The sequence below is a fragment of the Corynebacterium sp. ES2775-CONJ genome (assembly GCF_024814515.1).
Classification (GTDB): domain Bacteria; phylum Actinomycetota; class Actinomycetes; order Mycobacteriales; family Mycobacteriaceae; genus Corynebacterium.
In genome coordinates, this window is the sequence record NZ_JANUXT010000002.1 from 1 (window position 1) to 25,692 (window position 25,692).

Consider the following 25,692-nt stretch of genomic DNA (forward strand, 5'->3'; position numbering starts at 1 on the left):
TCACAGCCAAAACCGATCATGCCAACAAACAGCTCATATCTTCGGTCAAAAACCAAGCAAGCCACACTCACCGGCCACCAAAAACACCACACCATTCACCAACACAACCCAACTGCAATCAAAAAAAACAAAAAAACAATTGGCACACTATTGAGTTCTCAAACAACACACGTACGCTCACCAAGAGATATTGGAACCACTGACTGAAGCGACTCGCTTAAACTTAATAACTTCCTCCGATTTTGTCAAATCGACAGAGTCAAAGTTATTTGCATCTACGCTAAGCTCCTTCAGTTAGGCTCTCGCGCTGACTGTGGATACTTTAGAACACGATGCACTATGGTGCAAATCTGGTCGTCTGTCACCGTAATAAATCGATTTCGTACAGGCCTTTTGCCCCTTTTGGGAAATTGAATACCACCGCATCGACGGGGACTAATTGGCCTGGTTTTTTAGAGGGACTATAGACTATTGAACCCACACATTGACCACTCCGAGGCTCCCCTTTTACCTTCTCCTTCATCGACCGTTGCAAACCTGATCCTCTCCGGCTTCGAGGTTCAACTTATTCAACACCAGGCGGCTCGTGCCGGTAAACACCCTTGTCTCCTACCTGATCTGACGCTAAGAATGAACATACAAGATCTACCTCAGTTAGTCCGGCTCTTCATTACTATCCTCACCAGCCTTATGTCGGGGTGGTTCAGGAATCACGTATGCCTCGAACTCGTGGTCTAGTGATAACAGGCCAAGCGCCCGTCTGGCCCATCTATAACAGTAACTTGAGTATTGAAAATGGAACTGAGAATATCACTGTTAATGACCTCGTCGACTGACCCAAACGCAACAATTTTTCCGCTCTTACAGGCCACCACATAGTCCGCGTAGCGGGCGGCAAAGTTTATATCATGCAGGACAACGATAATGGTCCTCCCTAAAGATTTAGCAGCCCGGTGTAAGTGGCGCATCATATCGACAGAGTGAGCAATATCCAGGTTATTCAAGGGTTCATCCAGCAGAACATACTCTGTCTCCTGCGCCAAAACCATTGCCACATAGGCCCGCTGGCGCTGGCCGCCTGATAGTTGATCCAGGTACCGATTTTGAAGATCCTTGAGGTGAAAAAACTCGATATATTTTGTGATTATCTTTTCGTCGTCAGAGTTTAGCCGACCTTGGGAGTAAGGAAAGCGCCCAAAGCCCACTAGTTGGCGCACCGTGAGTTTGGTGACAAAGTGGTTTTCTTGACGCAGGACAGAAAGGATTTTCGCCAAATCTTTCGACTTAGTGGTGTGGACGTCACAACCACCGACGGTGATCTGGCCAGCATCGCAGTCTAAGAGCCTGCCGATCATTGTCATGATCGTGGACTTTCCCGCTCCATTGGGGCCGATAAGGGCGGTTATCCCGTGCGCTGGAATTTTAGCGGTGATGGGGCCAATAGTGGTTTCCCCCGCGTAGCTTTTGACAACATCTTTTAGCTCAATCACAGCCGACCTCTTCTTAGGATTACTAATAGGAAAACGGAGCCACCCACCAACTCGATGATGATGGAAACTACCCCCTGGGCATTGAAAATATGGCGCAAAATAAAATAAGCACTGGTCAAAACTAGGAAGCTGATACCAATGGCCATAGGATAGATGAGCCGATGATCATAGGTATCTGTGGCCTGATACGCCAACGTTGCTACCAGGAAACCGAGGAAAGTCATTGGCCCCACCAATGCGGTTGTACACGCCATCAGAATTGCTACCAGAACTAGAGTGTAGATAGCGTTTGCCTTATGATTTACCCCTAAGTTTCGGGCCATATCCGGGCCTAAGGATATGACGTTCAAGCGACGCGCGTTGAAAAAGAGCATTCCCGTAGCTACAACAACCAAAGGAATGGCCACCGGGTAAAATTCCGTCTCAGCATTACTAACCGAACCGAAGAGGCGCGCGGTGAGAACATCGAATTCACTGGGAGTTAACATGCGCTGCATGAAGGCGGAGAGGGAACCAAGGCCGCCTCCGATAACCACACCAACTAAGAGCATGGCGTGCATATTGTGGGTACTCCGGGTCAATAGCCAGCTATAAAGCAGTAAACACAGTGCTACCATCACAGCCATTTGCAAGAGGAAATTAGACATAGTCCGAGCTTGGTTGAGCCCGGCTGAGCCTAAGAAGAAAATAGTCGCCGTGTGAATAGTTACGTAAAGAGATTCGAACCCCATTATTGAGGGGGTGAGAATTCGGTTATTGGTCACCGTCTGGAAGGACACCGTAGCCATAGCCTGACACACTGCAACTATGGCCATAGCAATAACGGACTCAAGACGTCGGTTAGCAATGAGCCAAAACTTCTCCGAGCCAAAGGGCATGGGGTTGTTGTAGGCCAATAGACCAAAGGCGCTCGATAAAGCCAATGCCCACACGATTATAAGGACGACTAAGTATCGCTTAGTTGGCACGGGTCGACCTCACGATCAAGATGACAAAGACAACCGCGCCCACCAGTCCGAGGATAACAGCAACGGGCATTTCGAATGGCGCAATGATTGTCCGACCCACCAGGTCACAGAGCGTGACAATGCCAATTCCCAGAAGGCACACCCAGGGCAAGTTGGAACGCAAATCGTCACCTCGGATGAGGGATACAACGTTGGGGACGATCAGCCCGATAAAAGGGAGGGCTCCTACAACTACTGTCACTACGCCGGTGGCTACCGCGATCAGGCCCGTGCCGATCAGAAGTAAGCGGTTGTAATCTATCCCCACATTTGTAGCGACGTCTTGACCAAGCCCCACCACTGTGAGCCGGTCCGCGTAGTAGAAAACTCCGATGAGCACGAATAAGACAACCCACAAAACCTCGTACTGGCCACTATAAACTGAGGTAAAAGATCCCATGAACCAAATGCCAAGCTGCTGCAGCATCTGCATGGTTAGGGCGAAGAAGCTAGAAACCGCAGACACCACCGCCCCCAGCATGATGCCAATAATGGGAACGATGAGGCTGGAGCGCAGCTGCACCTTGCGCAAAAAGGCAAAGAAAATCATGGTGCCTACAAAGGCAAAGAGTACCGCTACCATCATGCGGGTGAGAACGTTGGCATTGGGGAAGAAAGCGAATGTAGTCAACAACCCCAGCCCCGCCCATTCGGTGGTCCCAGTGGTGGTAGGTTCTACAAAGCGATTTTGAGTGAGAAGCTGCATGACCAGTCCCCCCATGGCCATTGCCGCTCCGGAGAGAACTAGGGCTACGGTTCGAGGCACGCGGGTGGTCATAAACATTTCTCGACCATCGTCATTGCCTAAGATGTCGTACTGCCCCGTACTAAGAGAGAGAACCAAAAGAGCTAATACGACCACTAGGCCAATAAGCAGCTTCATATCAAAAAGCTTGGGGCGGGTTATTGTATCCATTATCTTCAAATCCCGTTGGATAAAAATAAGGCCGGAACTGCCAACGTGGGCATATCCGGCCTTAGCAGCTTATAAAGGTGACTTACTTCTGTGCAGCTTCAAGAGCGTCTGCAATAGCGTTGAGAGTCTCCGTATAAGTAATGATATTTTCGTTGTAGTAGGTATCCTCAGGGGCAACTACTATATGGCCGTTCTTCACAGCTTTTACGTTGTTTAGTGCGGCATTTTCAAGGATGAGCTTCTCGCCGTGAGCAACACCCTCATCAGCACCCACCACCGCGTCACGGTCCATGACGAAGATCCAATCGGGGTTAGATTCCGCGATGGCTTCAACAGAAATGTCATCGCCCTGGTGGTCGTCGGTCGCATTTTCCACCTGAAGCGCAGGGGTTAGGCCTAACCACTCGAATACTGGCCCGAAGTAGCGGCCTTTACCGGGTGCTATATAGCCAATCTCTCCACCGGAGGTGTTAGCAGCCATAACGGTCATGGCAGGGTCATAAGCATCCTTTGCGCGCTTGAGGGCTGCTTTGAAGTCATCAACCAGCTTGGCGGCATCGTCTTCGTGTCCGAAGAGAGTCCCCAGCGCGAGGGTTTGGCGAATGAGTTCTTCATCGAAGGGTTTGCCGTCCCGAGGCTCGAAATCAAGAATCGGAACATCCCCTACTAGACCCTGCATAGCTTCCTGATGCTGCTGGAAGCGCTGGCCGTTGATGACCACATCAGGGCTTGCGACCACAAGGGCCTCTAGGTCCGGCTCCCGGTGTACCTTCAAGTCGGCTTCAACGGTGTCTTTATTAATCTTCCCTTGAAGCGGTTTAGGAATGAGCCCTAGGGGTGCGGCCACGATGGGAACGCCCCAGTTGTCAAGGATTTCAAAGGAGCGGTTGTCCGTCACTGCTACCCGCTTGAAGGGCAGGCTCAGGGTGTGCTCGCCGTTGTTGTCCTCGATGGTGAGAGTGCCCATAGCTTGTTCGTTGGCGCCCTGAGCAACTGAGGCAACTCCGGAGGTAGCGGAACCAGCACCATCTGAGGCATCGTCAGCTGATGAGCATGACGCTACCAACATTGATGCTGATACTGCCGCAGCCACAGCTGCTTTGCGGAAATGTATAGCCATAAAAAAGCTCCTAAGAATCATGCGAAAGTATGCCAAAAGGAGTTTAACTAAAGTTTGGCTTAGTTTCAAAACTTTAGGAAATCCTTACCTATCAAACAAAGGCAGTCCTATGTTAAACAGGTACTAGTTCGCTGTCTCGTACCGCCGGGATCTGCCGCAAGTACGCACGCGAGTCACCTTGCCCCCTTTTTCTATCCCCCGTATCTTTCGTCCTACCGCCTCGACCAGCAGATAAGCTGCAGGGCGCTCCAGGCACCCCTCCACCTCAAAAGCCATCATGATTGGTGCGGTTCGACGGTGGTGTCCGCATTCACTCGTTGCGTATGCCTTCCCCACCTCTTGCTAACCAACCTCTTGTATTTGGGCGGGGGGTAACGGTGTCAGCAATTTAGTTCCACACTGCCTCCCCCGCATATTGGGTAGTGGGTATATACCAAGTTTTGTGTATCGTTACCCAGTCGCCGCGCTCGCGCCATGGTTGATGTGAAAAATAGTCGGCTGTTTTAATGGAGGGACACCAAGACCATTTTAGAGCCATTTTAGGGCCATTTTTGGGACGAATCGGGACGGATTGGGACAATCCCTAAGAGACCATAACCGCAGCTAAACAGCAAAAAACCCAGCTACTCAAGGTAACTGGGTTTTTCTCCGGTGGAGCCGCCGGGAACTGAACTCCCTCACCACTAAACACCAGGTTAAATGCACAAAATCAGAAACTCCATCCGCTGGTGTTGCGTAACTGTTGCGTAACTCGCGGTAAACACCTCACAGGAAGGCCGCCCAATGACCACCCAACCAAGGGACACAACAACCCTGCAGCGCACTACCAAGCGCCCCAACCTCAAACACAAAATACACCACATCGAACCCAACGGAACAGTGCACGCCCTATGTGGTCGCACCTGGAACCAAGGCAATGGATGCGTGATAGCTGGGCACCAAGAAAAGCTACCGTGCCCCGCCTGCATTGCTGCCCAACACCTCCTAAAGGTCACAGCATGAGCACCGTACCCCTACCAAAACCAGACCAGCCAGACCACTACACCGGAACATGGAACCGCGTGCACGTCCACACCCTTTACCCAGACACAAGTGCTGGAGTCTGGCACTTGTCACTGCCAGATGTTCAAGCAGGAAGCTACTGCACCAATTTCAACCCTGTAGCGGCCTGTCCGCTCCCCGGGAAAACTCTCCGACTGCGCACCGGAGGGTATTTCATTGTCGAACGTAAAGGCATAACCGTAGGCCGCCTCATGCGCTACCACCAGTTAATTGAGCTGGGTTACCACGAAACCGCGCTACAACCATGCCCAGACTGCCTAACCATGGCCGGGGTTGCTGCTGAGATGATCGGGCAGTCACAATACCCCGTTAAAACACTGTTAAAGCAAATGAAGACACTACCACCCCAACCAGTGCAATAAAACGCCTCAAATCGCGAAATTGAACAGGCAAAACACACCCCGCCCCTAACGCAATCACCGGTGGCGGGGTGTTCTTGCCCCAGCGTTAGACGACACCACTGCGCCCCTGGGGATTTTTGAACCCTAAAACCTCTTGCACACCTTCCCCACGGCTACGCAGAGCAATGTGCATTGGTGCCCACCCCCCAAACACTGGTGCGCGGGCACTGTGAGCTAAGGCCACCTCTCTGGGTAATAGTGCTTTTTCTGTAACCCGTACAGTCTGGGGGACTCTATGCCTTCCGGGGTCTTCACCGCAGAGGGTGGGGGGCACCCCCTCCCCCACCTTCCTGGCACCACAGTGGGCGATGCTGCTGGGTGTGTGTACGGGTCTGGGGTTTTTAGAGACTCACGTCTAAATGTTTTTTACGTCTGACCGTAAAGAACACTGTTCCACCGTTCCGCCTGGTAGTGGTATGTTTTTAACGTGTTCCGGAACTGTTCCAAGTTGTGATCCTTTCTTCTTGGAACAGTATGGAACAGATAAGGAACAGTTAAAAAATATTCTTTAACCTGGTGGAACACTGGAACATTGTTCCTTTAAGGTTAGTAGTAAAAATCTACAGGCCTTAACTTGATTCCAAGAACAAACCTTGCCCTTTTGCGCTCCTTCTTGGTGCTGTCTGGCAAATCTCGTAGACGGTCATTAATCCGTTGTCCACTAGCCGCGCGCAAATTCCTGCACATCGTGGCTTGGTTAGGCGTATTCCTATAGCCATTCTCCTGGTGCCACCTTGTCCACATTTTGTAGACCTCTGGTGTTCGGACTCTGTCGTTTTCGTTTCCCGTCACCTCCAAACAGTCTTCAATGAATTGGTGTGCTGTGGAGGCGGCATCATGCATGTGGTTAGTCATTTCCGCCATCGTGGTAGGCACTGTAAACCGGCCTGCCTCCTCCAGTCGTTTCAACCCCTCCAGTGCCCAGTTAAAGATGCCGGGCATCTCCTTGGAAAGCTTTGCCCCTAGGTGAGTGTCCTCATTGCCCTCCACGCTGCGTTGTAGTTCGAACATCATAAAGCGGGACACAATAGCCCCGGATGCGTCTACAAAGCGCGGTAGCTCATTGGAGGCGATAACGAACCGGTTGGATAGTTTCCCACTCCAGGGGCTAATACCCTTGCGGTCTACGGTTATTGAGTCTTCTCCAATGATGCCCAACAGCCTTTCTGTCATTACCTGGTTGTTTCCTGGTTTGGCTTCCCTGGCGTCTCCAATAACGGCTAAGGGCTTGCCAATAAGTGACCAGGCACCAAAATCACCGCCCAATGAATTAAGCGTGGGGGCAACTGTATTGTTCTTCCCTACCAGTTGTGTAAGTACTCGCAAGATGGTGCCCTTGCCCGCCCTTCGAGGCCCTACCATTAGCAGTGCTTTGTGCATGTCGGTGCGGCCTGAAATGATATACCCGGCAAATTCCTGTAGGCATTTTTCCGCATTGGGGTCATGGGCAAAGGTCTCTGCAAGGAACTGTGACCACACCGGGGTAATGGCATTGGGGTCGTATGCGTAGGGCAGGCAATAGGTGTTGAACAGACGTGGGGTATGCGGGTGCATCTTCCCTGTGGGGATGTGGAATAGCCCATTTTCCATTGCTACGAACTCCCCCGGGTTGCCCGGTAGTTCTCCTGTATCCCCTGCCAGCATGGGCGGGGTGGCGTTATCGGGTACCACGTAATCCACCAGCGACATAAGGGCATCGATGGTGTTATTTAGCTTAGATGACGTTGGTTTCCAGTCCACAAGGGTGGCTTTACCATCGCCCTGGTGTTTTTCATATACAGCGGCGTCTAACACTCTGTATAGGTCGTTCTTGAGTTTTATATGCGGGTTACGACCAAGTACACTCCTTAGCTCCCAGTGTGTGCCTTCGTGTCGCCAAAAATCACCGCGCCAATAGGCAAGTGTAGGAAGGCCGTTTGCTGTGTACAACTCTCTATTTAAGCACTTGGCTACGCGATATGGCTCACTAGGTGATGGGACTTCAAGCGCCCCGGGTTTAGCCTCTATTTCCCTGCGTGCAATGAGTTGCATATCAGTTGGGGCGGGTCTGCTTTGTGCGTTCATATTAGGCCACCTCCTTAGCTACTGCCCTTTGTGCGCTGGTAACTGTGCGCCGCGCCTCCAGCTCTGAGAGTCCAACACCCATTGCGGCGTTGATTAGCTCATCTTCGATACTGTGCCCATCTTCTAGTGCCTTGCGAGCTGCCCAATACAGCGCCTTGTTGCGGTTACCTTCAACAGCCTTAGCAACCACACCTACAAGCCCCTTATGTGATTTATCGCCCTTGTACACGCCCCGGCGCGCCGGGCTGGTGTGGGTTGGTTTTAGCGGTTTGAATACGTGTGGTCTTAGCCAGGTGGGCAGTTCTGGCAGTGCTGCTAGTGGGTGCCAGTGGTGGATGTGGTACATCCCGCCGGTGGTGGGGTGAATGCTGGGTGGCATGACCAGATAACCGGCGTGGGTTTTAAGGTCGATGCCTGAGGTTGTGGCACCTAGTTGGCCGCGTAAGTCTCTGAGGTAAGGCAGGGTGAACCAAAGGTGCCAGCCACCGGAGCCGGTAGAGATGGCTAGTGTTTCTGGCACATGTCTACCGGCGCATAAGTCTTTCCAGTACTGTATGCCGCCGTTTTTAACGTCAATGTCGATAACGATTACATCAGCTGGGGGACGTGCCCCAATGTTGGCGGTTGGGTGGGCAGCCCACCAGTTAGCTACTTTCTTTGGGTCACTGGTGAAACTCTTGAACCCATTGGGCACAGCTTGCGTTAGGGGGCGTTTACCGTCTAGTGGGCCTACTTCCAGCCCGGCGCGTGCCCACCGGAGTGCGCCTACTTTCGGCCATTGTGAGCGTTCCACCTGCCCGAACATGGTAGTATTAGGGTAGCTTTTTATGGCCCCCGCGTATGTCCCTACTGTGGGGGTTTTCTTGTTGCTCATTGTCTATGCACCACCCTGTTGGTGGTTGTGGTCGTGCAGTAGCCAGTGGGCCAACTTCACCAGTTGATCTCTGTCGACCATTGCGCCAACAGTCTTGGTGGTGGACCCGTGCTTAACCAACTCAATTTCTAGCACTTCATCACCTGGGAAGGCGTTGAGCGAGTAGTGCTTGACTGCGATAGTTGCGGTTATTTCGCGCTTATCTCCCCGGTTGAAAGTCAGTGCGAGGGTGTCCCGTTGTACCAGTATTGGTGCTTTGCTTGCCATTATTTATTCACCCCCTTGAATGCTTGTAAGGTGTGAGCTTGTTACCAGCAACAGGGTTTTATTCCTGACGTTCATTAGGCTGCATCCCCCCATGAGTCGGTAGGGATGAGTAGGGCATCTACATCAGCGGGCTTTAAACGAATTGCGCGCCCGGCGCGGTAAGCACGTAGCTTACCCTCTGCGATATTTTTCCTTAGCAAGCGTTCGCACAGTTGTGTGCGCTTTGAGGCTTGTTTGATAGTCTCAAAATCTGCCTTAACGGGCATTGTAGTCCTTTCGGGTGCTCCATGGGCATAACAAAATGCCCCGGCGTTACCCGGACTCTAAACATGCCTAGCCGTTAGCAAGAACCTATGACAGGCGGGCGCACTGCACCACACGAAAGTATACACTCCTGTACACATTAGGCAACAAGGGTGCAACGCTAGATATTCATCTCTATTGCTTTTCTTACTGTGCGAATATCGACCGATTCAACCCCTAACTGCACTAACTTCCACAACACCGGTGCCAGCTTAGACCCGCGCACTGTAAACCCGTCATCCCCGGCCTTGAACTTAAACCGCGTGTCCCAATCAGCACTTTTAATAGGTTCAATGTGGACGGTTTGCACAACACCCCGCGTATCCCCCGCGCCCTTATTCAACGGTTTTTTTAGCCTATACAACCCACCATAAGTTGGGGCATCTTCGTAAACCGCCCTAGTCTGCATAGACCACAGCCCCAGTTGCGTATAGCTAAACCATTCGGCCGCATCGTTTTTACTTCGATCACCGGGTGTTGGTGGGCGCCCCGGTCGCAATGTTGCTAATACCATGTGGTCACATTCTCCAGTTGGTTCACCTGTAGGTAGCCCCCCGGATTCCAGCCAAAAAGCCCCTAGATAACGCTCCCTATAAGTGATGTAAATTAGCTTAACGCTTGGTGTGGCACCTTCATGGGGTATGAGCGCATTCGCCGCATGTTGTCTTGCCAGTTCTCTTTCCCGCTCTGTAATGCCCCCAAATAAGTCGGCAAAATCTTCGTATCCTTGCAGAGACTCCTGCACTGCCCATTGAGTGGGCTCTAATTCTTCCATTACCTTTCTTCCTTTAGGGTGTTGCTGACTTTATCCATGAGTGAATCAGTGCGCCCGGCTCTAACTTTCATATACACGCCCAAGATGACGGACACATCTTCTTGCCCCAACAGCTTGCCAATCTCTTTCAAGTGCGCGCCCTGTTCTGCCAGCCGGGTAATCAACCAGTTGCGCCCGTTATGGGGCTTAATCTCTGGACTAGCCCCGGCGCGTTCCACAGCACGTTTCAAGATACTTCTAAAACTGGTGTCCATGACCATGGCACCCGTAGTAGTGGTGGTCAGTAGCCGCGCTTTGCGGGTGCCCTTATCCTCCACCAATAGCGTGGGCTGGGTAGGTGCATACTTCTCCAGGTGCTCTACAAACAGTGGCACATCAGTAGCCAAGATAGGCACCTCTCTGAACCCGGCTTGCGTTTTAGGTGGTTGCACAACCATGTGAGTATTGCCGCCGTCTGCAAGACGCCCGGCATTCTGCTTGACTGCCACCACTACCCTAGGCAAGGCACCACCGGGCTGGTCTATGACCTTCACACTATCGAGTTCAACCGCTAGCGCCTCACCAATGCGCAACCCGTGGTGCAACATCAAAGATGCAAGGACGCGATAACGCGCGGGCATGTTGTCGATAATCGCGTTAATCTCCCAGTCTTGCGGCAAGTACTTTTCATTGGGCTTAATCTTCTTCCCTGCCTCTGGAATATCCACCGGGTTGGCGTCCAACAGCTCACGCCTGACAGCCTCAGCACACGCCGCCTTTAACTGCTTATAGGCTTGCTGGTTAATCGTGTGCGCATCTGGGTAGCACCGCTGCACACCATCCCACCAGCGGTACACGTCCTTCTTGGTAAGCTCTGCCAACCTTATACCCCTCAAAGAACACACATCCGCATCTGTGGCACCAGCATCACACGGACGGGTTATGCGCACTCGCACCACCCGTCGGTAATTCTGCATAGTCGTGGCGCGCCGGGCTGTTGCGCCCTGTTCTAGTGAGTCGTGGAACTTATCTAGCCACTGCCCAACTGTTTCAGATGCCGCCGCTTCTTTCGCCGCGCGTTGCTCTGGTGGTGTCCATGTCCCTAGTTCGATGAGCCTACGCTCTGCAGCTAACCAGCCCCGGGCGTCTGTACGAGTGGGGAATGAACGGCCTGGGGTATGTCGTTTGCCGTCTGCCCCCGTGTATTGAGCGGTAAACCGGTTGCGAGTTTTGCGCACCGTGCCCCAATCACTACGCGCGCGCCGGGTGCCTGCCATGTCTGCCCTTCTTCACTGGGTAATCCATGCGGCAAGCGTTGCTTATCTGTTGCGTAACTGTTGCGTAAACAAGTCGTTTCCTTGCCACTCAATGCCGCTTATGGCAACATAGTATCATGCCTTTAACCAGCCCGGATACAACAAAACCCCCGGTAAATGCTTACCAGGGATTTTGCTATCAGTGGAGCCGCCGGGAATCGAACCCGGGTCCTACGTCACCGTATCAGGGCTTCTCCGTGCGCAGTTCGCGCGAGGATCTTTTCTCTGACTCTCCGGCTGTGACGAACAATTCCGGATGATGAGCCGCAGTTACAAGTGAAAGTCCTTATTCACCCCTTGTAACCAAGGGAATAAGCAAGTCTCTCTAGTCGATGCCGGGGTCTGGAACGGAGACGATTCCAGTCCGACAGACACGCAGGTCGCTGGCTATTCTAATTAGGCAGCGAGGGCGTAGTCACGCTGAGAATTCTCGGCGCTTATCAAGTTGCTACGACGCTTACGGTGGTCTCTAGCCTGCACCGGCACGCTTCCCCTGACGTAATGAACGCAGTCGAAACCAAAATCGACCCCGTCGCCCGCTACTTGGGATTGATGCATAATAACTAGCGGGTAGGGTCAATGTTAACCGATCCGTTCCCTAAAGGCTAGCCGGCTAACCCTGAATCCCTTTGATTCGGCGGCCCAAATCGCGCACGATCTCTCGCTCTTCGGTGCGCCGCTTAATATCCTGGCGCTTGTCGTAGGCCTGCTTACCTTGGGCTAGACCCAGCCCTACTTTGAGCCGACCGTCCTTGAAGTACATGCTGAGCGGGATAAGGGTTTTCTTACCATCACGCACTTTGCCCATCAACGAGTCTATTTCACGTCGATGCATGAGCAGTTTTCGGGTGCGTCTGGGCGTGTGGTTGGTCCAATGACCCGCAGAATATTCAGGGATGTGAAGATTGCGCAGCCACACTTCTCCATCGTCAATGGTGGCAAAAGCATCAAGAAGAGAACATTTACCTTCCCGCAACGACTTCACCTCGGTACCAACGAGCACAATGCCGCACTCATAGGTATCTAGGATGGTGTAATCGTGCCGCGCCTTGCGATTGGTAGCGATAACGGGCTGGGTCTGCGACTTCTTCTTATTCTTTTTCGCCATAGTTCACCTATTCTAACGTGTTATGAGTGCTAACTGCGCACATACCAACGCAAGGTAATTTGCGCCGTAATGGCCGCAAAAAGGATACCCAAAAGGCCCACGATTGGCGTAATAGCCCAGATATCGGCGCTCGTGACTCGGGCAATGAGTTGGGCATCGTAAAGCCCTGCCAAAGTGCGATCGACCACCCACACTTTGCCCAAAATAAGCGCAAGCCCCGAAAGGACAGCACCGAAGATAACGGCCACGATCGCTTCGAGAACAAAGGGCGCTTGGGTGTACCAGCGCGATGCTCCCACCATACGCATAATCGAGATCTCCTCCCTGCGGTTGAAGGCAGCGATTTGAACCATATTCACAATAAGGAATATGGCTGCGAGAGCTTGGATGCCCGCAAAGAGGAAGGTTGCATTCCTAATCGCGTCGAGACTATCGGTTGCTCCACGCAGATCATCGACCTGATCGATGACACCGGCAACTTGAGGAAGCTCACGAACGGGGTCCAAGGGAGTGGTGTCAAGGGGATCGACAAGGCGTATATGTAGTGCTGCGGGTAGCGCGTCGGGGCTCGTTTCCTCAACAAGGAGTGGATCCGAATCCTTAAATAGCTCCACGTAGCGCTTATAGGATTCCTCGCGGGATCGGAAAATCACCGACTCAACCCCCGAGGATTTCTCCAGTTTCTTAAGTACCTGCTGGCAGTTGGGGGAACTGCAGGTGGTATCGGTTGCGGATAATTCATCATCGAACTGCACCATAACTTCCACACGGTCGAGATAAATCTCCTTTGTGCGCTCAGTCATATTGGTTACTAGAAAGCCTGTGGCTAATAGTGCTAGCGAAATAGCAGTGGTGATTATCAGCGCCAAGGTCATCGTAATATTGCGGCCAAGACCGCGGACGGCTTCTCGTAGTACAAATTTCATTGTCGTCTCCTACTGCGCTTCCCCATAGACCCCATGGGCGTCATCGCGTACTAGTGTGCCGAGCCGCAATTCGATGACGCGCCGGCGCATATCGTTGACTGCTTTGGCATTGTGGGTGGACATAACCACTGTGGTTCCCATCCGATTGATTTGATTGAGCAGTACCATAATCCCGTCTGCCGTATCGGGGTCGAGGTTGCCGGTTGGCTCGTCGGCAAGGAGGACCAAGGGCCGGTTGACAAAGGCGCGGGCGATAGCGACCCGCTGTTGTTCTCCGCCAGATAATTCTCCGGGTAATCTGTCCGATTTTGCTGCGAGTCCCACCATTTCCAAGGTTTCAGGTACCAGTTGGCGAATTTTTGCTGGCTTGGCACCGATCACCTCGAGGGCAAATGCGACATTATCGTAGACGGTTTTTTGTTTGAGCAACCTAAAATCTTGAAAGACATAGCCGATCTTCTGGCGCAGTTTGTTGATCTGGGATCCCTTGAGCTTATTCACCTCGAGATCAGCTATTTTGATGGAGCCCGAGCTCACATTAGTTTCGCGGATCATCAATTCTAAAAAGGTTGATTTTCCGGATCCCGAGGGGCCGATCAGGAAGACGAAATCTCCCTTGTGGATATGCACCGATACCCGATCAAGCGCAGGTCTCGTGGACGTTTTATAGGATTTGGTGACGTTATCGAATGTGATCACATGCTCAGCCTACCGAAAGGCCTGTTATTTTTGTAGCCCAGTGAGGTTGATGTGACTCTTATTCGGCCGCCATTCGCCACCGAATCCCCTCCTCGAGGAACTTATCAATATCGCCGTCGAGAACTTTCGAGGGGTCGTTGACCTCAAAATTATTACGCAGGTCCTTGACCATTTGATAGGGATGCAGCACATAAGATCGCATCTGATTTCCCCAACTGGCGTTACCACCAGCGCCGAGAGCATTCATTTCATCGCGCTCTTCTTGACGTTTCAGCTCGAGTAGTTTGGCTTGAAGTACTCGCATAGCTGAGGCTTTATTTTGGATCTGGGATTTCTCATTCTGGCAGGTCACCACGATGCCAGTGGGGATGTGGGTCAGGCGCACCGCAGAATCGGTGGTATTCACGGACTGCCCACCAGGCCCTGAAGAGCGATAAACATCCACGCGTACCTCAGCGTCAGGAATGTCAATATGGTCCGTGGTCTCCACCACGGGAAGAACTTCTACCTCGGCGAAAGAAGTCTGGCGGCGGGCCTGATTATCGAATGGGGAAATCCGCACCAAACGATGTGCTCCTTGCTCGACCGAGAGCGTTCCATACATATACTCCCCGTGGATGACGAAAGTCGCCGATTTGATACCGGCTTCTTCGGCATAGGATATATCGTATATATCCACGCGATGATCCTTCTTTTCAGCCCACCGGATATACATACGCATCAACATTTCGGCCCAGTCCGCAGCATCAACACCACCGGCTCCCGAGCGGATATTGATCAGTGCCTCGCGCTTGTCATATTCCCCCGATAGCATGGTCTTCACCTCAAGCGAAGCTATTTCTTCACCGAGCGAGTCGAGATCTGCTTGGAGCGCTCCTAGATCCTCACCCTCTTCTTCCATGAGTTCATACATCACCGGGAATTCCTCGAGGCGAGTGCGCAAAGATTCTATTTTTTTAAGCTGACTTTGCACATGCGATAGCGAGGACGTGACCCGCTGTGCCACCTCCGCGTCATCCCACAAGCTCGGGTCGGAGGCCTGCTGCTCCAGTTCGCGCACCCTAGCCGCCATCTCGTCGAGATCCATCACTTTTTCGATCGTCGTTAGGGTGGTCTCGAGCTGAGCCAGTTGAGAGACAATATCAGGGTGCATAAGCAGATAGTTTAACGCGCCTAGCAAAACAAGGCACAATGGGACTTATGACGGATCACAAGAATATGGCCGAGATGATTCCCGCCATCACCAAAACCTTTTGCTTGAGCCACGACACCGATAGCGATCCCACTCTGGCTCAAGCCTTGGTTTATAACGCCGGGCGACTCGCGTGGCGTATCCGAGAAACGGGCCTAAGCATTGGATATAAAAGCAATATCACCGATGTGGTCACCCAAGCCGATCGCGCAGCTGAAGATTTCATCGCGGGCGCTCTGAGAATTTTGCGTCCCGACGACGGTATCCTCGGCGAGGAAGGGAGCAATCGCGTATCGACGAGCGGGAAAACATGGGTGATTGATCCTGTTGATGGTACCTATAATTTCACCTCCAATAGTGATTATTTCTGCTCCGCCTTGGCCCTAAAGGAGGGCGATCGACTCCACTTCGGAGCGGTTCATCGCCCCTCTATGGGATATACCTGGATTGGCGGTAAAGATATTCCGACCAAACGCGATGGACAAGAATTATCTCCTCTTGGGCCTCACCCGCTCCCCGAGCTCAGTTTAGGAACCTATATCCACCCCACCTATCTCGCAGATGACGCGGTGCGAGATAGATGGTTGAAAGTTGCAACCGAGGTAGCCACTATACGAATCCTCGGGGCAGCCTCAATCGACCTTGCTACTGTCGCCGAGGGGGGCCTGGGGTTGTGGATGCAGCATAGCGTGCACGAATGGGATTGGTTACCTGGACTTGCCTTGATCCACGGAGTCGGTGGCACTGGAGTTACCGTCGACGCAGGTGGAGTACTATGGTCGATCGCCGGGCATAGCGAGGCAGTTGCAGCTGCTCAGGCGTTATTGAGCGATTGATAATAGCTGATAAGAAAAAGGGAGCACATAGAATATGTGCTCCCTTTTTAACCTAGGCATTAGGTAGTGTGAAGCCTCGGCCGACCCCGCCTCGGACATTGAGGTCATTGAGAACCGCGTCCATATTGGTAGTAATTGTGGGCTGGAAGAATGGACCTTGGATGGGGGTGTGGCAAGAGAGTTGGTATTGCGGAACTACTCCGCCGGAGACCAAGCCCACGACAGCACCGCCGGCGATCACTGGGGCGCCGGAGTCACCTACGGTGGCACATACCTGACTCATCGAGGTTTTACTATCAGAAACCCATACCCGTCCGCACGTGGTGCCGGTTGCCACACCCGATTTACACACCATCTCGTAGTGCCCAGGTTGCCCGCCCAGACGCTGGGCAGTAACGCCATTATAGGAACGAGTAATTTTGGCGTTTGAGCCGAGCTCAATGACTGAATAATCCAATCCCTTCGAACCATGGGCCACCACGGTCCCAGATCGTCCTACGCGCCACGAGTCGGCATTAACTACCTGGTCACCTACCTTGCCACAGTGGCCTGCGGTCAACGCCACTTGGTGGCCCTTCTCATCGACCCCACTGGCGGTAATCGTGCACATTTGACTCTCGCCAATATATACCGGAGTGGAGGGCCCGTAGAGGGAAAAGCCCTCGCGCTCTGTAAATAAGGAAGCCAAGGGTGTTGCTGGCTGGTCGAACCATGAATTATTAATGCGGTTGAGCACTGGGTGAGGTTTTAAAGCCAGGAACATTGAGAGAGGATCGGAGCGCCAATGGTAATTAGGGCCATCGACTATGGGGCGAAACTCATCCCCCGTGCGTTTTAGGGTCTCATCCCCTAGCTTAAAATCTGGTTGCGGTTGGGCTTGCGGATTCAAATTTTTGGGAATGCCCTTACCGAGAGAATCCATCGCCGCTTGAAAATCTTGAGCCGCGTATTCCGCCTGTTTAAGTTCCCTATTGAGATTGTCCACCGCGCGATCGATATCGGCAACGATAACAGGGTCAATGGGAGGGAGTTCAAGACCGTGAACCTTTAAGTCGGATTGCACCTGCCGCAGGGTCTCCGAAGCTGTGGGGATCACAGCAGCTCCAGCGGGGGCAGTGAGGCCTCCCTGGATTCCCAGGGCTAGGGCCGAGGCTAGAACGAAACGGAAAGCGCGCATAGTGACAAAGATCTCTTTTCGGGGCGGTATGGATACAGGTGAAGCTAAAGAAGTAGGGAAGCTTCGCGGCATTTTCTATCATGCCACGAAACTTCCCTAACTTTCGTATCAACTACCTCAACAGGGGTGACTAGTTGATTTCAACCAGCGGCTGTCCACCTTGGACTGAATCTCCGACTTCTACGCGCACAGCGCCGACCACGCCAGCATTCGGAGCGGTGATCTCTGTCTCCATCTTCATCGCCTCAAGGATGAGCAAAACTTGCCCTTGCTCGATCTCGTCGCCTGGTTCAACCAGAACCTTGAAAACGCTACCGGCAAGAGGGGCCACCACGGCATTAGCGGAGACACCCTGAACAGAAGCATTGGACGGCTCGTTGTGTGCCGTAGCTTGGGAGCCACCAAATACGATGGGGCTCAGGGTGCGCTTCTCTTCTTCAACTTCGACTTCAACGGCATAAGTAATGCCATTGACGGTCACATTCAATTTCATTTTTTCCTCTTCCTAGAGCCTTATTTGGGCCCTGGCATGTGCTGTTGCACGGCCTGACGCCCTTGAGCAGCCCAGGTCCGGTGACGGGAGTAGCGGACCGCTTTGATGCGTCCCTTATTACCTAAGAATGCGCTGACAGCAGCCGCGATAGCGGTGATGACGTCCTCGGGGATAGCGATATCGGAACGCTTACGCAGCTCAGCAATTTCGGCCTCGGCGACGTCGAGGCGCTTGGTTAGCTCTTGAACTAAGCTAGCCAACTCTTGACTATTCATCTCGCTCATTTTCACAATCCTTCTCAGCCGGCATTAAACCGGCATCAGGCCGTGCTTCTTGGTTGGACGATCGACACGCTTATTGGCAAGGACCTCTAAGGCGTGCGCGATCTGCATCCGTGTTTCGGCAGGATCGATGATGTCATCGACGAGGCCGCGGGAAGCTGCCATAAATGGTGTTGCAAAGGTTTCACGGTAGAGGGTGATGAGCTCCTCGCGCTTTGCATCAGGGTCATCGGCCTCAGCGATTTCCTTGCGGAAGACCACATTAACCGCACCTTCGGCCCCCATCACGGCAATTTCTGCAGTAGGCCATGCGAAGACGCAGTCAGCACCGAGATCCTTCGAGCACATGGCAAGGTGAGCTCCACCATAGGACTTGCGAAGCTCAACGGTAATCTTCGGCACCGAAGCTGATGAATAGGCGTAGAGCATTTTAGCGCCGTGGCGAATAATGCCACCATGCTCCTGGGCGACACCAGGCATGAAGCCTGGAACGTCAACCAATGTCAACAGCGGAATATTAAAAGCGTTGCAGAAGCGGATAAACTGCGCGCCCTTATCGGAGGAATTGATATCGAGGACACCGGACATCACATTCGGCTGGTTGGCAACAATTCCGACGGTACGCCCAACGATGCGCGCAAAACCTACGACGATAGACTGGGCAAAGCCGGCCTGTACCTCAAGGAAGTCAGCATGGTCAACAATGCGGGTGATCACGTCGCGGATATCGTAGCTGCGCTTTCCGTCAACTGGTACGATATCGCGAAGCTCTGGATCTGGTTCCACGATCACGTCTGGGTCCACTACAGGTGGTTCCTCGGTGTTATTTTGCGGCAAGAAGCTCAGTAGCTTCTGTGCGATGAGAATTGCTTGCTCATCGTTGTCAGCGACAAAGTGGATATTTCCAGCCTTTGCCATATGCGCATCGGCGCCACCCAGCTGATCAGCGGTCACGTCTTCGCCGGTTACGGACTTGATAACTCCTGGGCCAGTAATGAACATATTGGCCTGGCGCGTCTGAATGATGAAGTCCGTAAGTGCTGGTGAATAAGCTGCACCACCAGCACACGGGCCTGCAATAATGGAGATCTGCGGCACGAGTCCGGACAGCAGGACGTTGTTGTAGAAGACCTTTCCGTAACCTGAGAGAGAATCGATGCCCTCTTGAACACGCGCTCCGCCGGAATCGTTGATGAATACGAATGGTGTGCCGGTTGTAGCCGATGCCTGCATCATTGCAGCCACCTTATTCGACTGGGTTTCGCCGGCCGAACCACCCATAACAGTAAAGTCCTGGGAAGCGATATGCAACGGACGTCCCAGCACTGCGGCGGAACCAGTGACCACACCATCGGCGGGTGCCACTGCCTTATCCATTCCGAAGTGAGTTGTACGGTGCTTTGAGAACATTCCGGTTTCACGGAAGGTGCCATTATCTACCAGGGCATCGATACGCTCACGGGCAGTCATCTTGCCCTTTGCGCGCTGTTTGTCTTGTTTATCGGCGCCGCCACCTAAGGTGATGCGCTCCCGCTCAGCGGCGAGCTCTTCGAGGCGCTGGGCCATTGTTTTTAATTCAGCCATGTCTTTTTCTCCCTTTTATTCGGCTGGCTCAACGCGAACGGTCTCTGTGCGACCGCCCATGGTGACTCGGTAGGTGATTGGTTCCAGAACAGGCTCGTTCTCGCGCTTCTTCAACTTACTTGGATCCTTGCCCACATTCTTTGGACCTTCTGGTCGAGATTTGAAGAATCCTGGTGCAACACCTGGGAAGAGGGCATTGGTGAGAACGTCCTCATCGGTGCCGTCGAAGCCTTCGAGCGTTTCGGCCTGGCTGCGCAGTTCATCCCACTCTGGCTCGAGTAGATCAGCTGGCCGGCAGGTAATAGCTTCTTTTTTGGTTTGCTTTTCCGCTTGAGCGATGAGTTCGGGATTGCGCTCCCCAATGCACTCACCGTAGTAGCCAAGCATGAGGTCTGCGAACTCAGCGGTCATGACCTTATACCGACCCATGAGTACGTTGAAGACCGCCTGGGTACCCACGATCTGAGAGGATGGGGTCACCAGTGGTGGGAAGCCAGCATCCTCGCGCACGCGAGGTACTTCGGCCATCACTTCGTCGATGCGATCGCCGGCACCCTGGGCATTGAGCTGAGATTCCATATTGGACAGCATGCCGCCTGGGATTTGAGAGAGGAAGATATTGGTATCGACGAGAGTCTTTGACTCGAATTCCTTATACTTCGGACGAATCTTCTTGAAGTGGTCGCGGATATTGATTAGACGATCCATGTCGAGGTCAGTCTCGAAATCGGATCCTTCGAGCATTTCAACGAGGGATTCGGTGGGGTTGTGGCCAGGGCCCAGGGAGAGAGAGGAGATGGCGGTGTCAACAACATCTGCTCCAGCCTCAATGGCCTTCATCAAAGTTACAAGGGTCACGCCGGTAGTCGAGTGGCAGTGCACGTTGATCTGAGTATCATCGCCGTACCTATCCTTGATGCCGCGAATAATTTCATAGGCTGGTTGCGGCTTGAGCAGCGCAGCCATATCCTTGAGCGCGATTGAATCGGCACCCATATCCAGCAGTCGACCGGCTTGCTCGATATAGCCCTCGACGGTGTGCAGCGGGGATACGGTATAGCAAATCGTACCCTGAGCATGCCCACCGACCTTTTTCACGGCCTTCATGGCGCGCTCGAGGTTGCGAGGATCATTGAGGGCGTCGAAAACGCGGAAAACATCCATGCCGTTTTCCTTGGACTTTTCGACGAATTTATCGACCACCATATCTTCGTAGTGACGATAGCCGAGGAGGTTCTGGCCACGCAGTAGCATCTGCAGGCGAGAATTGGGCATGAGCTCGCGGAAGGTGCGCAGTCGCTTCCACGGATCCTCATTGAGGAAGCGGATGCAGGCGTCGAATGTTGCACCACCCCAACATTCAACTGACCAGAATCCTGCCTGATCAATATCGGCGCAGGCATCGACCATGTCTTCGAGGGCCATGCGCGTTGCGAATAAACTCTGATGCGCGTCGCGGAGTGCTACTTCAGTCACTCCAATTTTTCTTGGACTCATACTTAAAGAATCTAGGGTATATGCAGGTTTTTTGCAGTCGAGTTGGGCAGAAATAACGGTGAGTTCATGCCCACTTTTGTCCGTTTGAGTGTGCTGAATCTTCTTATTGGAGATAACTTTTTCTTATATAGGCACGTCTAGGCAGGTATTCTCACCTTTTGGTAACGGGTTTCAAATAAGCAAAACGGGTATATTTGTGGCTAATCTCGCAGTGAATTATGTCCTAGCACACAGTTACTGAACAGCGTTTAGGTGCACTTTTGTACCACATCACGCCAATTCTCTTGAGGCCTATCATCAAAGCGACAACAGTCAACCTAAAATAGAGCACTATGAAACTCTCGACATATCCACTCGCAGCGCTTGGCGCCTCCCTTAGCCTCGTCCTTTCAGGGTGCGCCTCTACCACTCCCCCTGAACCATCAACCGACCCCTCGTCCATCGCCTCTAGTACCATGGACACCGCAGATCCAGACGGACCGCACGCAGCCCCAGACCGGCCACGGGCTCCGCTCAAAGTGCAACAGTCTTCCACCACTAACGCCACGATCTCCGACGTTGATCTCGGCAATACCACCGTCGGAAGTTACAGTGCACCTATTCGAGGCGTGCTAGTGACCCCGACGTCCACCTCCGAGCCCGCTCCTTTGGTTATTATCAGCCACCTCCGGGCTCCTAACTGCGGCGAATCCACGTTTGCGTTTCCCTGCCCTCAAGGCGAGGAGGAACATAGATTTGACCGCGGCATGACCTACCTTGGTGAGGCCTATGCTTCACAGGGCTACGCCACCCTCATTCCTGATCTCGGAGCCATCTTCTCCGGCTACGATGTCACCGAACCTTATGACCAAAACACAATGTGGGAAGGAAGCGTGGGCGCGCTACTCGCTGCAGTTAGGGAAGATAATTCTGGAAAGACCCAAACATTCGGTATAGATCTCACCGACAAAATCGATATGTCTACGGTAGGTTTTTTTGCTCACTCAAGGTCCGGAAGCCTCGTAGATTCAGCTGCCACCGTGGTGGGTGGAAGATCTCTGAAATCGGTTTTCGCCTATGCCCCCGCATACGATACCTATGATCTCGAAGCCCTCAACCCAGCTCCCCGCGATATCCCCTACCTCGCACTGAGCGGCGATATGGACCAAGATGTGGGAAAGTCAGCAAACCTTTGGCTCGGTCACTACCTCGATACTCCCCGCACCTCCCCTGCGCTAGCAGCTCACGCCCCGGGACTTGGCCATATGCTCATTAACCGCACCGCAGCTGCCGCTGAGATGGATGATCGCACTGCCTGTGACCTCACAAATTGTGCAGATGCCCCCACCCACGAAGAAATCCTCAGCACCATGAGTATCGACTTCTTCGATGCCACCTTGCGCGGTAAACCCACGAGCCTGCCTCTTAGCGCTTCAGCCCCGTTACCAGAAACTGTTGCGGACACTCCCATCACGTGGCTTGCTCTAAGCCCCGAGCCCGCAGCTTTTATCAACCACACGGAATTTAGTGGCGATAGTACCCCCTGTCATATCGGGGATCCGATGAATCCTATCAAGCCGGACGATCTGTGCCCCATGGCTGATAAAGGAGTGGTAGATATCCTCACTGGAGTTAGCCGCCTGACGAAAGCTAGCACTCAAACTAAAGTAAGCGGTGCTCGAAGCCTCGCTATCACGCTTGCCCCAACAGGTTCGTATACCGAACCCACCACGGTGAATCTCAACCTGCACCTCGCTGATGGATCACTCCACGCTATCGCCCTTGATCCTGAGGATCCAGCGTTGCGCAATCGAGAATCTGCCAATGACAATGGCCGCTATTCACTCGCAACCATCCGAGTGCCCCTCGATGAGAACGTTACCCAATCCACCATCGAACAAATTGATATCCTTGCCGAGGAAAATCCCGTGTACTTACGCGGCATCGCCCTCTCATTGGGAAAGATGGGGTAGATAATGGGGGGGAATAACCACGCCACAAGCCCACATAAACAAAACCAGTGAGGCCTTGGGGGTAACTACTCCCCCAATAAAAGGGAGGCGAGGGCAACCATCGATTGAGCTACGGTAGTTGCCTTCGCCTCCTCTTGGCATTTCACCCAAGATAGAATGCTAGAAATGTCCTAGATGCGAATTCCTAAAGTCTGAGCTAGCGCACCTAACTGCGGGAGCATATGAGATAGCGCCGCCATGATTCCGCCTACAACAGCAACGACCGCCAATACGATCCCAGCAATTGCTCCCGCGCCCAGCGAAGACGCTTCTGGATCCTGTTCTGGCTGCTGTCCCGGATCAGCGGGGGGTGCTGGATTCTCTGAGGTCTGCTCTGCAGGTGGGGTTGGTTGATCAGTGGGGGCCTCTTGATCATCTTGGTTAATCCCTGATCGCTTGGCTATTTCAGATTGAAGTTCCTTCAGTCGTTTCTTTAGCTCAGGACTAATCGCAAAGTTATTCGCCTTATCGAAGTCCGCCTTCAGTTCCTCAGCTTGTTGAGTTAAATCAGCATCATCAAGGGTACGCACGGCCTCAAGTGCTGAAGCAAGGTCCGTGAGGAGATCTTGCCGTTCTTTGTCAATAGCCTGCGACGCCTGGATGAACGTGGACTCTAATTGCCGAACTCTCTCGGTCTGGGCCTCGATGCCCGCCACATTATTGGCCCTTTCTAGCGAATTAATCTCCGCTAAGAGACGAGCCGCATCATCAGCAATCTTGGCAAGCTTGATCCACTCGTCAAAGAGAACCTTTCCGCTGTATCCCAGCACGCCGTCGACCACATCATTAAGAGCCTTCTGCAGCGGTGCCGCGACCTCTGTGGCCGTGGGCCCCTGAGGGGTTGCATTTGTTAGGGCATCGGCTTCGAGCGCTTCTTGGGAGACTTGCTGAGCCTGATCAGTCGCCGAATAGGCGACCTGTGTCACCGTGATACCAGCAAAATCACTGGGAGTAAACGGGCTTCGACCTGAATCTAAGTACTTTTGCGGCACGCCCCAATTAACCACTGCAGCACTCGGAATGCGGAAGATGAACTTCTCGTCACCCTTGTAATTATTCAAGCCTGACTTGGCCTGGCCTAGATTATCCAAACGGTTTTGGATATCCAGCTGTCGATCGGAGGTTGCTTTCAATTCGGTGAAATGTACCATTGCTCGATCAATGATCTCAGCAGCTGAGGCCTCAACTACTGGATCTACGCCGATCGAGCTCACATCCAGATCGCGGGCTCCCTGGAAATCCTCCGCCTGCAGGATTATCATCTCGCGTGCCGCCTGAGCGATCAAAGTTTGGTTCCTGGCATAGAATCTTCCAGCCCACTCATTCGGCGCCTCACGCAGCCAAAATGCCTGAGCACCTTCGGAGTAGTACGAGCGAGCTTTGTAAATTTGGTCGTATAGCTCAAAAGCAGCAGTATAAGACGCCGAATCCGACTTGGGCTCAATGAGAAACTCATTCGGAATCGTGGACCCACCCCGAGCCTGGGCTACCGTGTAGTCGAGGGGCTGAGCCAGGGCAGGTTGACTTATCGTGCCAGCTGCTAGAGAGCTCACAACCGCGAGACTTAAGATGCTATTACGCACCGCTTTCTTCATGAATGTCCTTTCGTTGCATGATCCCACGACGTTCATTTTTTTTCGCGAGAGCACACCCTTAAGAAAGGGTGCATTACTACAAGATACACACATATGCCCAATTTTGCTAAGGTAACCCTAACTAGCTTTGTTGGATCCAGCACTTACCAAGATTTTCAAGGTTGCCGCTGTCGATTACGGTGAGATTTGTTGAAGCTACATAGCTCCAAGTGTCTCGATCGCAGCAGTGCCACGTTTTCCTTATGGGAGGAAAGGGAGCTACACGGCAGTTTCATTAAGAAGACTTAGCCGAAGGTTACACCTTTACCTGCGCTCTCCTACCACGTATCTAAGGCGCGACCTGTATGAGTAAAAACTGCGTGCGGTGTGAGAACGTCCGCAGCCATCTACCTAGGTGGGTGGTCGCCAAGAAATTACCGAGGAACGCGAGTGATAAAATTATGGCTGCTTGTACGGTTGAACTTAGCTCTCTAGAGTCGGACAACATGATCAGAACAGAGAGACTCGGCAGCCGACGGCTCCGATCGCGTGATATCGCTCGATTGCACCAAGGTGGCGAGACGACATGAGTCGTAGCCAATTCGGTCAGCGTCCGACGGACACCGGTGTTAACCGCGCTAAAGCAGGACACCGTGAAGGTATCATTTCGCGCTTCACGCTTCTGCAAGGTGTGTGGCCCCAGACAACCCCAATAGACTCCCCCAGTTCTCGCTAAACATTGTTCTCTCGCCGTCGGTCA

General features: G+C 52.8%; 26 protein-coding genes and 1 other RNA gene. 6 read left to right on the forward strand and 21 right to left on the reverse strand.

Annotated features, from left to right (window positions below; all coding sequences use genetic code 11):
* Positions 1-207 (forward strand): hypothetical protein (locus NXT01_RS02275; RefSeq protein WP_259077111.1); only part of this gene is annotated, 207 nt, incomplete at its 5' end.
* Between the two features lie 527 nt (positions 208-734).
* Here the strand turns inward: NXT01_RS02275 and NXT01_RS02280 are convergent.
* The 4 genes from NXT01_RS02280 to NXT01_RS02295 form a co-directional block, all read right to left on the reverse strand.
* On the reverse strand, positions 735-1,490 hold the full coding sequence (locus NXT01_RS02280; protein ID WP_259077112.1) for an ABC transporter ATP-binding protein: 756 nt from the start codon (positions 1,488-1,490) through the stop codon (positions 735-737).
* Complete coding sequence (locus tag NXT01_RS02285; protein WP_259077113.1) at positions 1,487-2,458, reverse strand: iron chelate uptake ABC transporter family permease subunit; 972 nt, start codon at positions 2,456-2,458, stop codon at positions 1,487-1,489. Before NXT01_RS02285 ends, NXT01_RS02280 begins: the two co-directional genes overlap by 4 nt.
* Positions 2,448-3,413: an ABC transporter permease gene (locus NXT01_RS02290; protein WP_259077114.1), complete on the reverse strand. Its 966-nt coding sequence runs from the start codon at positions 3,411-3,413 to the stop codon at positions 2,448-2,450. Before NXT01_RS02290 ends, NXT01_RS02285 begins: the two co-directional genes overlap by 11 nt.
* Before the next feature lie 82 nt (positions 3,414-3,495).
* Complete coding sequence (locus NXT01_RS02295; protein WP_259077115.1) at positions 3,496-4,533, reverse strand: siderophore ABC transporter substrate-binding protein; 1,038 nt, start codon at positions 4,531-4,533, stop codon at positions 3,496-3,498.
* A 783-nt stretch (positions 4,534-5,316) separates the two neighbouring features.
* On the opposite strand from NXT01_RS02295, the gene NXT01_RS02300 reads away from it, so the two are divergent.
* On the forward strand, positions 5,317-5,535 hold the full coding sequence (locus NXT01_RS02300; RefSeq protein ID WP_259077116.1) for a hypothetical protein: 219 nt from the start codon (positions 5,317-5,319) through the stop codon (positions 5,533-5,535).
* Positions 5,532-5,957: a hypothetical protein gene (locus tag NXT01_RS02305; RefSeq protein WP_259077117.1), complete on the forward strand. Its 426-nt coding sequence runs from the start codon at positions 5,532-5,534 to the stop codon at positions 5,955-5,957. Before NXT01_RS02300 ends, NXT01_RS02305 begins: the two co-directional genes overlap by 4 nt.
* A 585-nt stretch (positions 5,958-6,542) precedes the next feature.
* On the opposite strand, the gene NXT01_RS02310 is transcribed toward NXT01_RS02305, so the two are convergent.
* The 11 genes from NXT01_RS02310 to prfB all read right to left on the reverse strand — a co-directional run bounded on the left by NXT01_RS02310 (position 6,543) and on the right by prfB (position 15,460).
* The gene (locus NXT01_RS02310) at positions 6,543-8,060 is read right to left on the reverse strand and encodes a phage/plasmid primase, P4 family (RefSeq protein WP_310472002.1); all 1,518 of its coding nucleotides are present in this window, start codon (positions 8,058-8,060) and stop codon (positions 6,543-6,545) included.
* Between the two features lies 1 nt (position 8,061).
* Positions 8,062-8,934 (reverse strand): bifunctional DNA primase/polymerase, encoded by an 873-nt coding sequence (locus NXT01_RS02315; RefSeq protein WP_259077118.1) that lies wholly within the window; start codon positions 8,932-8,934, stop codon positions 8,062-8,064.
* 3 nt (positions 8,935-8,937) lie between these two features.
* Positions 8,938-9,201: a hypothetical protein gene (locus NXT01_RS02320; protein ID WP_259077119.1), complete on the reverse strand. Its 264-nt coding sequence runs from the start codon at positions 9,199-9,201 to the stop codon at positions 8,938-8,940.
* 74 nt (positions 9,202-9,275) lie between these two features.
* Positions 9,276-9,467, reverse strand: coding sequence for an excisionase family DNA-binding protein (locus NXT01_RS02325; protein WP_259077120.1), 192 nt, complete (start codon positions 9,465-9,467; stop codon positions 9,276-9,278).
* 158 nt (positions 9,468-9,625) lie between these two features.
* Complete coding sequence (locus NXT01_RS02330; RefSeq protein WP_259077121.1) at positions 9,626-10,279, reverse strand: hypothetical protein; 654 nt, start codon at positions 10,277-10,279, stop codon at positions 9,626-9,628.
* The gene (locus tag NXT01_RS02335) at positions 10,279-11,535 is read right to left on the reverse strand and encodes a site-specific integrase (RefSeq protein ID WP_259077122.1); all 1,257 of its coding nucleotides are present in this window, start codon (positions 11,533-11,535) and stop codon (positions 10,279-10,281) included. Before NXT01_RS02335 ends, NXT01_RS02330 begins: the two co-directional genes overlap by 1 nt.
* 179 nt (positions 11,536-11,714) lie before the next feature.
* Positions 11,715-12,105: a transfer-messenger RNA gene (ssrA, locus tag NXT01_RS02340) on the reverse strand.
* 82 nt (positions 12,106-12,187) lie between these two features.
* Positions 12,188-12,682, reverse strand: coding sequence for an SsrA-binding protein SmpB (smpB, locus tag NXT01_RS02345; RefSeq protein WP_259077123.1), 495 nt, complete (start codon positions 12,680-12,682; stop codon positions 12,188-12,190).
* 29 nt (positions 12,683-12,711) lie between these two features.
* Complete coding sequence (gene ftsX / locus NXT01_RS02350) at positions 12,712-13,608, reverse strand: permease-like cell division protein FtsX (RefSeq protein WP_259077124.1); 897 nt, start codon at positions 13,606-13,608, stop codon at positions 12,712-12,714.
* A 9-nt stretch (positions 13,609-13,617) separates the two neighbouring features.
* Positions 13,618-14,307, reverse strand: coding sequence for a cell division ATP-binding protein FtsE (gene ftsE / locus NXT01_RS02355; RefSeq protein ID WP_259077125.1), 690 nt, complete (start codon positions 14,305-14,307; stop codon positions 13,618-13,620).
* 58 nt (positions 14,308-14,365) lie between these two features.
* A complete protein-coding gene (gene prfB, locus NXT01_RS02360) occupies positions 14,366-15,460 on the reverse strand; it encodes a peptide chain release factor 2 (protein WP_259077126.1) in 1,095 nt (364 codons plus the stop codon).
* Between the two features lie 47 nt (positions 15,461-15,507).
* Between prfB and NXT01_RS02365 the strand changes: the two genes are divergently transcribed.
* The gene (locus NXT01_RS02365) at positions 15,508-16,335 is read left to right on the forward strand and encodes an inositol monophosphatase family protein (RefSeq protein ID WP_259077127.1); all 828 of its coding nucleotides are present in this window, start codon (positions 15,508-15,510) and stop codon (positions 16,333-16,335) included.
* A 52-nt stretch (positions 16,336-16,387) separates the two neighbouring features.
* Here the strand turns inward: NXT01_RS02365 and NXT01_RS02370 are convergent, their stop codons facing one another.
* The 5 genes from NXT01_RS02370 to NXT01_RS02390 form a co-directional block, all read right to left on the reverse strand.
* A complete protein-coding gene (locus NXT01_RS02370) occupies positions 16,388-17,512 on the reverse strand; it encodes a S1 family peptidase (protein ID WP_259077128.1) in 1,125 nt (374 codons plus the stop codon).
* A gap of 130 nt (positions 17,513-17,642) precedes the next feature.
* Complete coding sequence (locus tag NXT01_RS02375; RefSeq protein WP_259077129.1) at positions 17,643-18,005, reverse strand: biotin/lipoyl-containing protein; 363 nt, start codon at positions 18,003-18,005, stop codon at positions 17,643-17,645.
* Positions 18,006-18,025: 20 nt separating this feature from the next.
* Positions 18,026-18,289 carry a hypothetical protein gene (locus NXT01_RS02380; RefSeq protein WP_259077130.1) on the reverse strand — a complete coding sequence of 88 codons (264 nt, stop codon included), beginning with the start codon at positions 18,287-18,289 and terminating at the stop codon, positions 18,026-18,028.
* A gap of 24 nt (positions 18,290-18,313) precedes the next feature.
* Positions 18,314-19,870 carry an acyl-CoA carboxylase subunit beta gene (locus tag NXT01_RS02385; protein WP_259077131.1) on the reverse strand — a complete coding sequence of 519 codons (1,557 nt, stop codon included), beginning with the start codon at positions 19,868-19,870 and terminating at the stop codon, positions 18,314-18,316.
* A gap of 15 nt (positions 19,871-19,885) precedes the next feature.
* Positions 19,886-21,367, reverse strand: a complete 1,482-nt coding sequence (locus tag NXT01_RS02390; RefSeq protein ID WP_259077132.1) for a methylmalonyl-CoA carboxytransferase subunit 5S — start codon at positions 21,365-21,367, stop codon at positions 19,886-19,888.
* Positions 21,368-21,699: 332 nt separating this feature from the next.
* On the opposite strand from NXT01_RS02390, the gene NXT01_RS02395 reads away from it, so the two are divergent.
* Complete coding sequence (locus tag NXT01_RS02395; RefSeq protein WP_259077133.1) at positions 21,700-23,319, forward strand: hypothetical protein; 1,620 nt, start codon at positions 21,700-21,702, stop codon at positions 23,317-23,319.
* Positions 23,320-23,489: 170 nt separating this feature from the next.
* Here the strand turns inward: NXT01_RS02395 and NXT01_RS02400 are convergent, their stop codons facing one another.
* Positions 23,490-24,953, reverse strand: a complete 1,464-nt coding sequence (locus tag NXT01_RS02400) for a hypothetical protein (protein ID WP_259077134.1) — start codon at positions 24,951-24,953, stop codon at positions 23,490-23,492.
* Between the two features lie 565 nt (positions 24,954-25,518).
* Between NXT01_RS02400 and NXT01_RS02405 the strand changes: the two genes are divergently transcribed.
* A complete protein-coding gene (locus tag NXT01_RS02405) occupies positions 25,519-25,668 on the forward strand; it encodes a hypothetical protein (RefSeq protein ID WP_259077135.1) in 150 nt (49 codons plus the stop codon).
* Positions 25,669-25,692 lie beyond the last annotated feature (24 nt).

Coding starts and splice junctions, on each gene's coding strand:
- NXT01_RS02305 (WP_259077117.1), top strand. CDS start 5,532: ATGAGCACCGTACCCCTACCAAAACCAGACCAGCCAGACCACTACACC.
- smpB (WP_259077123.1), bottom strand. CDS start 12,682: ATGGCGAAAAAGAATAAGAAGAAGTCGCAGACCCAGCCCGTTATCGCT.
- NXT01_RS02365 (WP_259077127.1), top strand. CDS start 15,508: ATGACGGATCACAAGAATATGGCCGAGATGATTCCCGCCATCACCAAA.
- NXT01_RS02375 (WP_259077129.1), bottom strand. CDS start 18,005: ATGAAATTGAATGTGACCGTCAATGGCATTACTTATGCCGTTGAAGTC.
- NXT01_RS02300 (WP_259077116.1), top strand. CDS start 5,317: ATGACCACCCAACCAAGGGACACAACAACCCTGCAGCGCACTACCAAG.
- NXT01_RS02325 (WP_259077120.1), bottom strand. CDS start 9,467: ATGCCCGTTAAGGCAGATTTTGAGACTATCAAACAAGCCTCAAAGCGC.
- NXT01_RS02370 (WP_259077128.1), bottom strand. CDS start 17,512: ATGCGCGCTTTCCGTTTCGTTCTAGCCTCGGCCCTAGCCCTGGGAATC.
- NXT01_RS02405 (WP_259077135.1), top strand. CDS start 25,519: ATGAGTCGTAGCCAATTCGGTCAGCGTCCGACGGACACCGGTGTTAAC.
- NXT01_RS02295 (WP_259077115.1), bottom strand. CDS start 4,533: ATGGCTATACATTTCCGCAAAGCAGCTGTGGCTGCGGCAGTATCAGCA.
- NXT01_RS02390 (WP_259077132.1), bottom strand. CDS start 21,367: ATGAGTCCAAGAAAAATTGGAGTGACTGAAGTAGCACTCCGCGACGCG.
- NXT01_RS02310 (WP_310472002.1), bottom strand. CDS start 8,060: ATGAACGCACAAAGCAGACCCGCCCCAACTGATATGCAACTCATTGCA.
- NXT01_RS02380 (WP_259077130.1), bottom strand. CDS start 18,289: ATGAGCGAGATGAATAGTCAAGAGTTGGCTAGCTTAGTTCAAGAGCTA.
- NXT01_RS02385 (WP_259077131.1), bottom strand. CDS start 19,870: ATGGCTGAATTAAAAACAATGGCCCAGCGCCTCGAAGAGCTCGCCGCT.
- NXT01_RS02330 (WP_259077121.1), bottom strand. CDS start 10,279: ATGGAAGAATTAGAGCCCACTCAATGGGCAGTGCAGGAGTCTCTGCAA.
- NXT01_RS02320 (WP_259077119.1), bottom strand. CDS start 9,201: ATGGCAAGCAAAGCACCAATACTGGTACAACGGGACACCCTCGCACTG.
- ftsX (WP_259077124.1), bottom strand. CDS start 13,608: ATGAAATTTGTACTACGAGAAGCCGTCCGCGGTCTTGGCCGCAATATT.
- NXT01_RS02290 (WP_259077114.1), bottom strand. CDS start 3,413: ATGGATACAATAACCCGCCCCAAGCTTTTTGATATGAAGCTGCTTATT.
- NXT01_RS02315 (WP_259077118.1), bottom strand. CDS start 8,934: ATGAGCAACAAGAAAACCCCCACAGTAGGGACATACGCGGGGGCCATA.
- NXT01_RS02395 (WP_259077133.1), top strand. CDS start 21,700: ATGAAACTCTCGACATATCCACTCGCAGCGCTTGGCGCCTCCCTTAGC.
- prfB (WP_259077126.1), bottom strand. CDS start 15,460: ATGCACCCTGATATTGTCTCTCAACTGGCTCAGCTCGAGACCACCCTA.
- NXT01_RS02400 (WP_259077134.1), bottom strand. CDS start 24,953: ATGAAGAAAGCGGTGCGTAATAGCATCTTAAGTCTCGCGGTTGTGAGC.
- NXT01_RS02335 (WP_259077122.1), bottom strand. CDS start 11,535: ATGGCAGGCACCCGGCGCGCGCGTAGTGATTGGGGCACGGTGCGCAAA.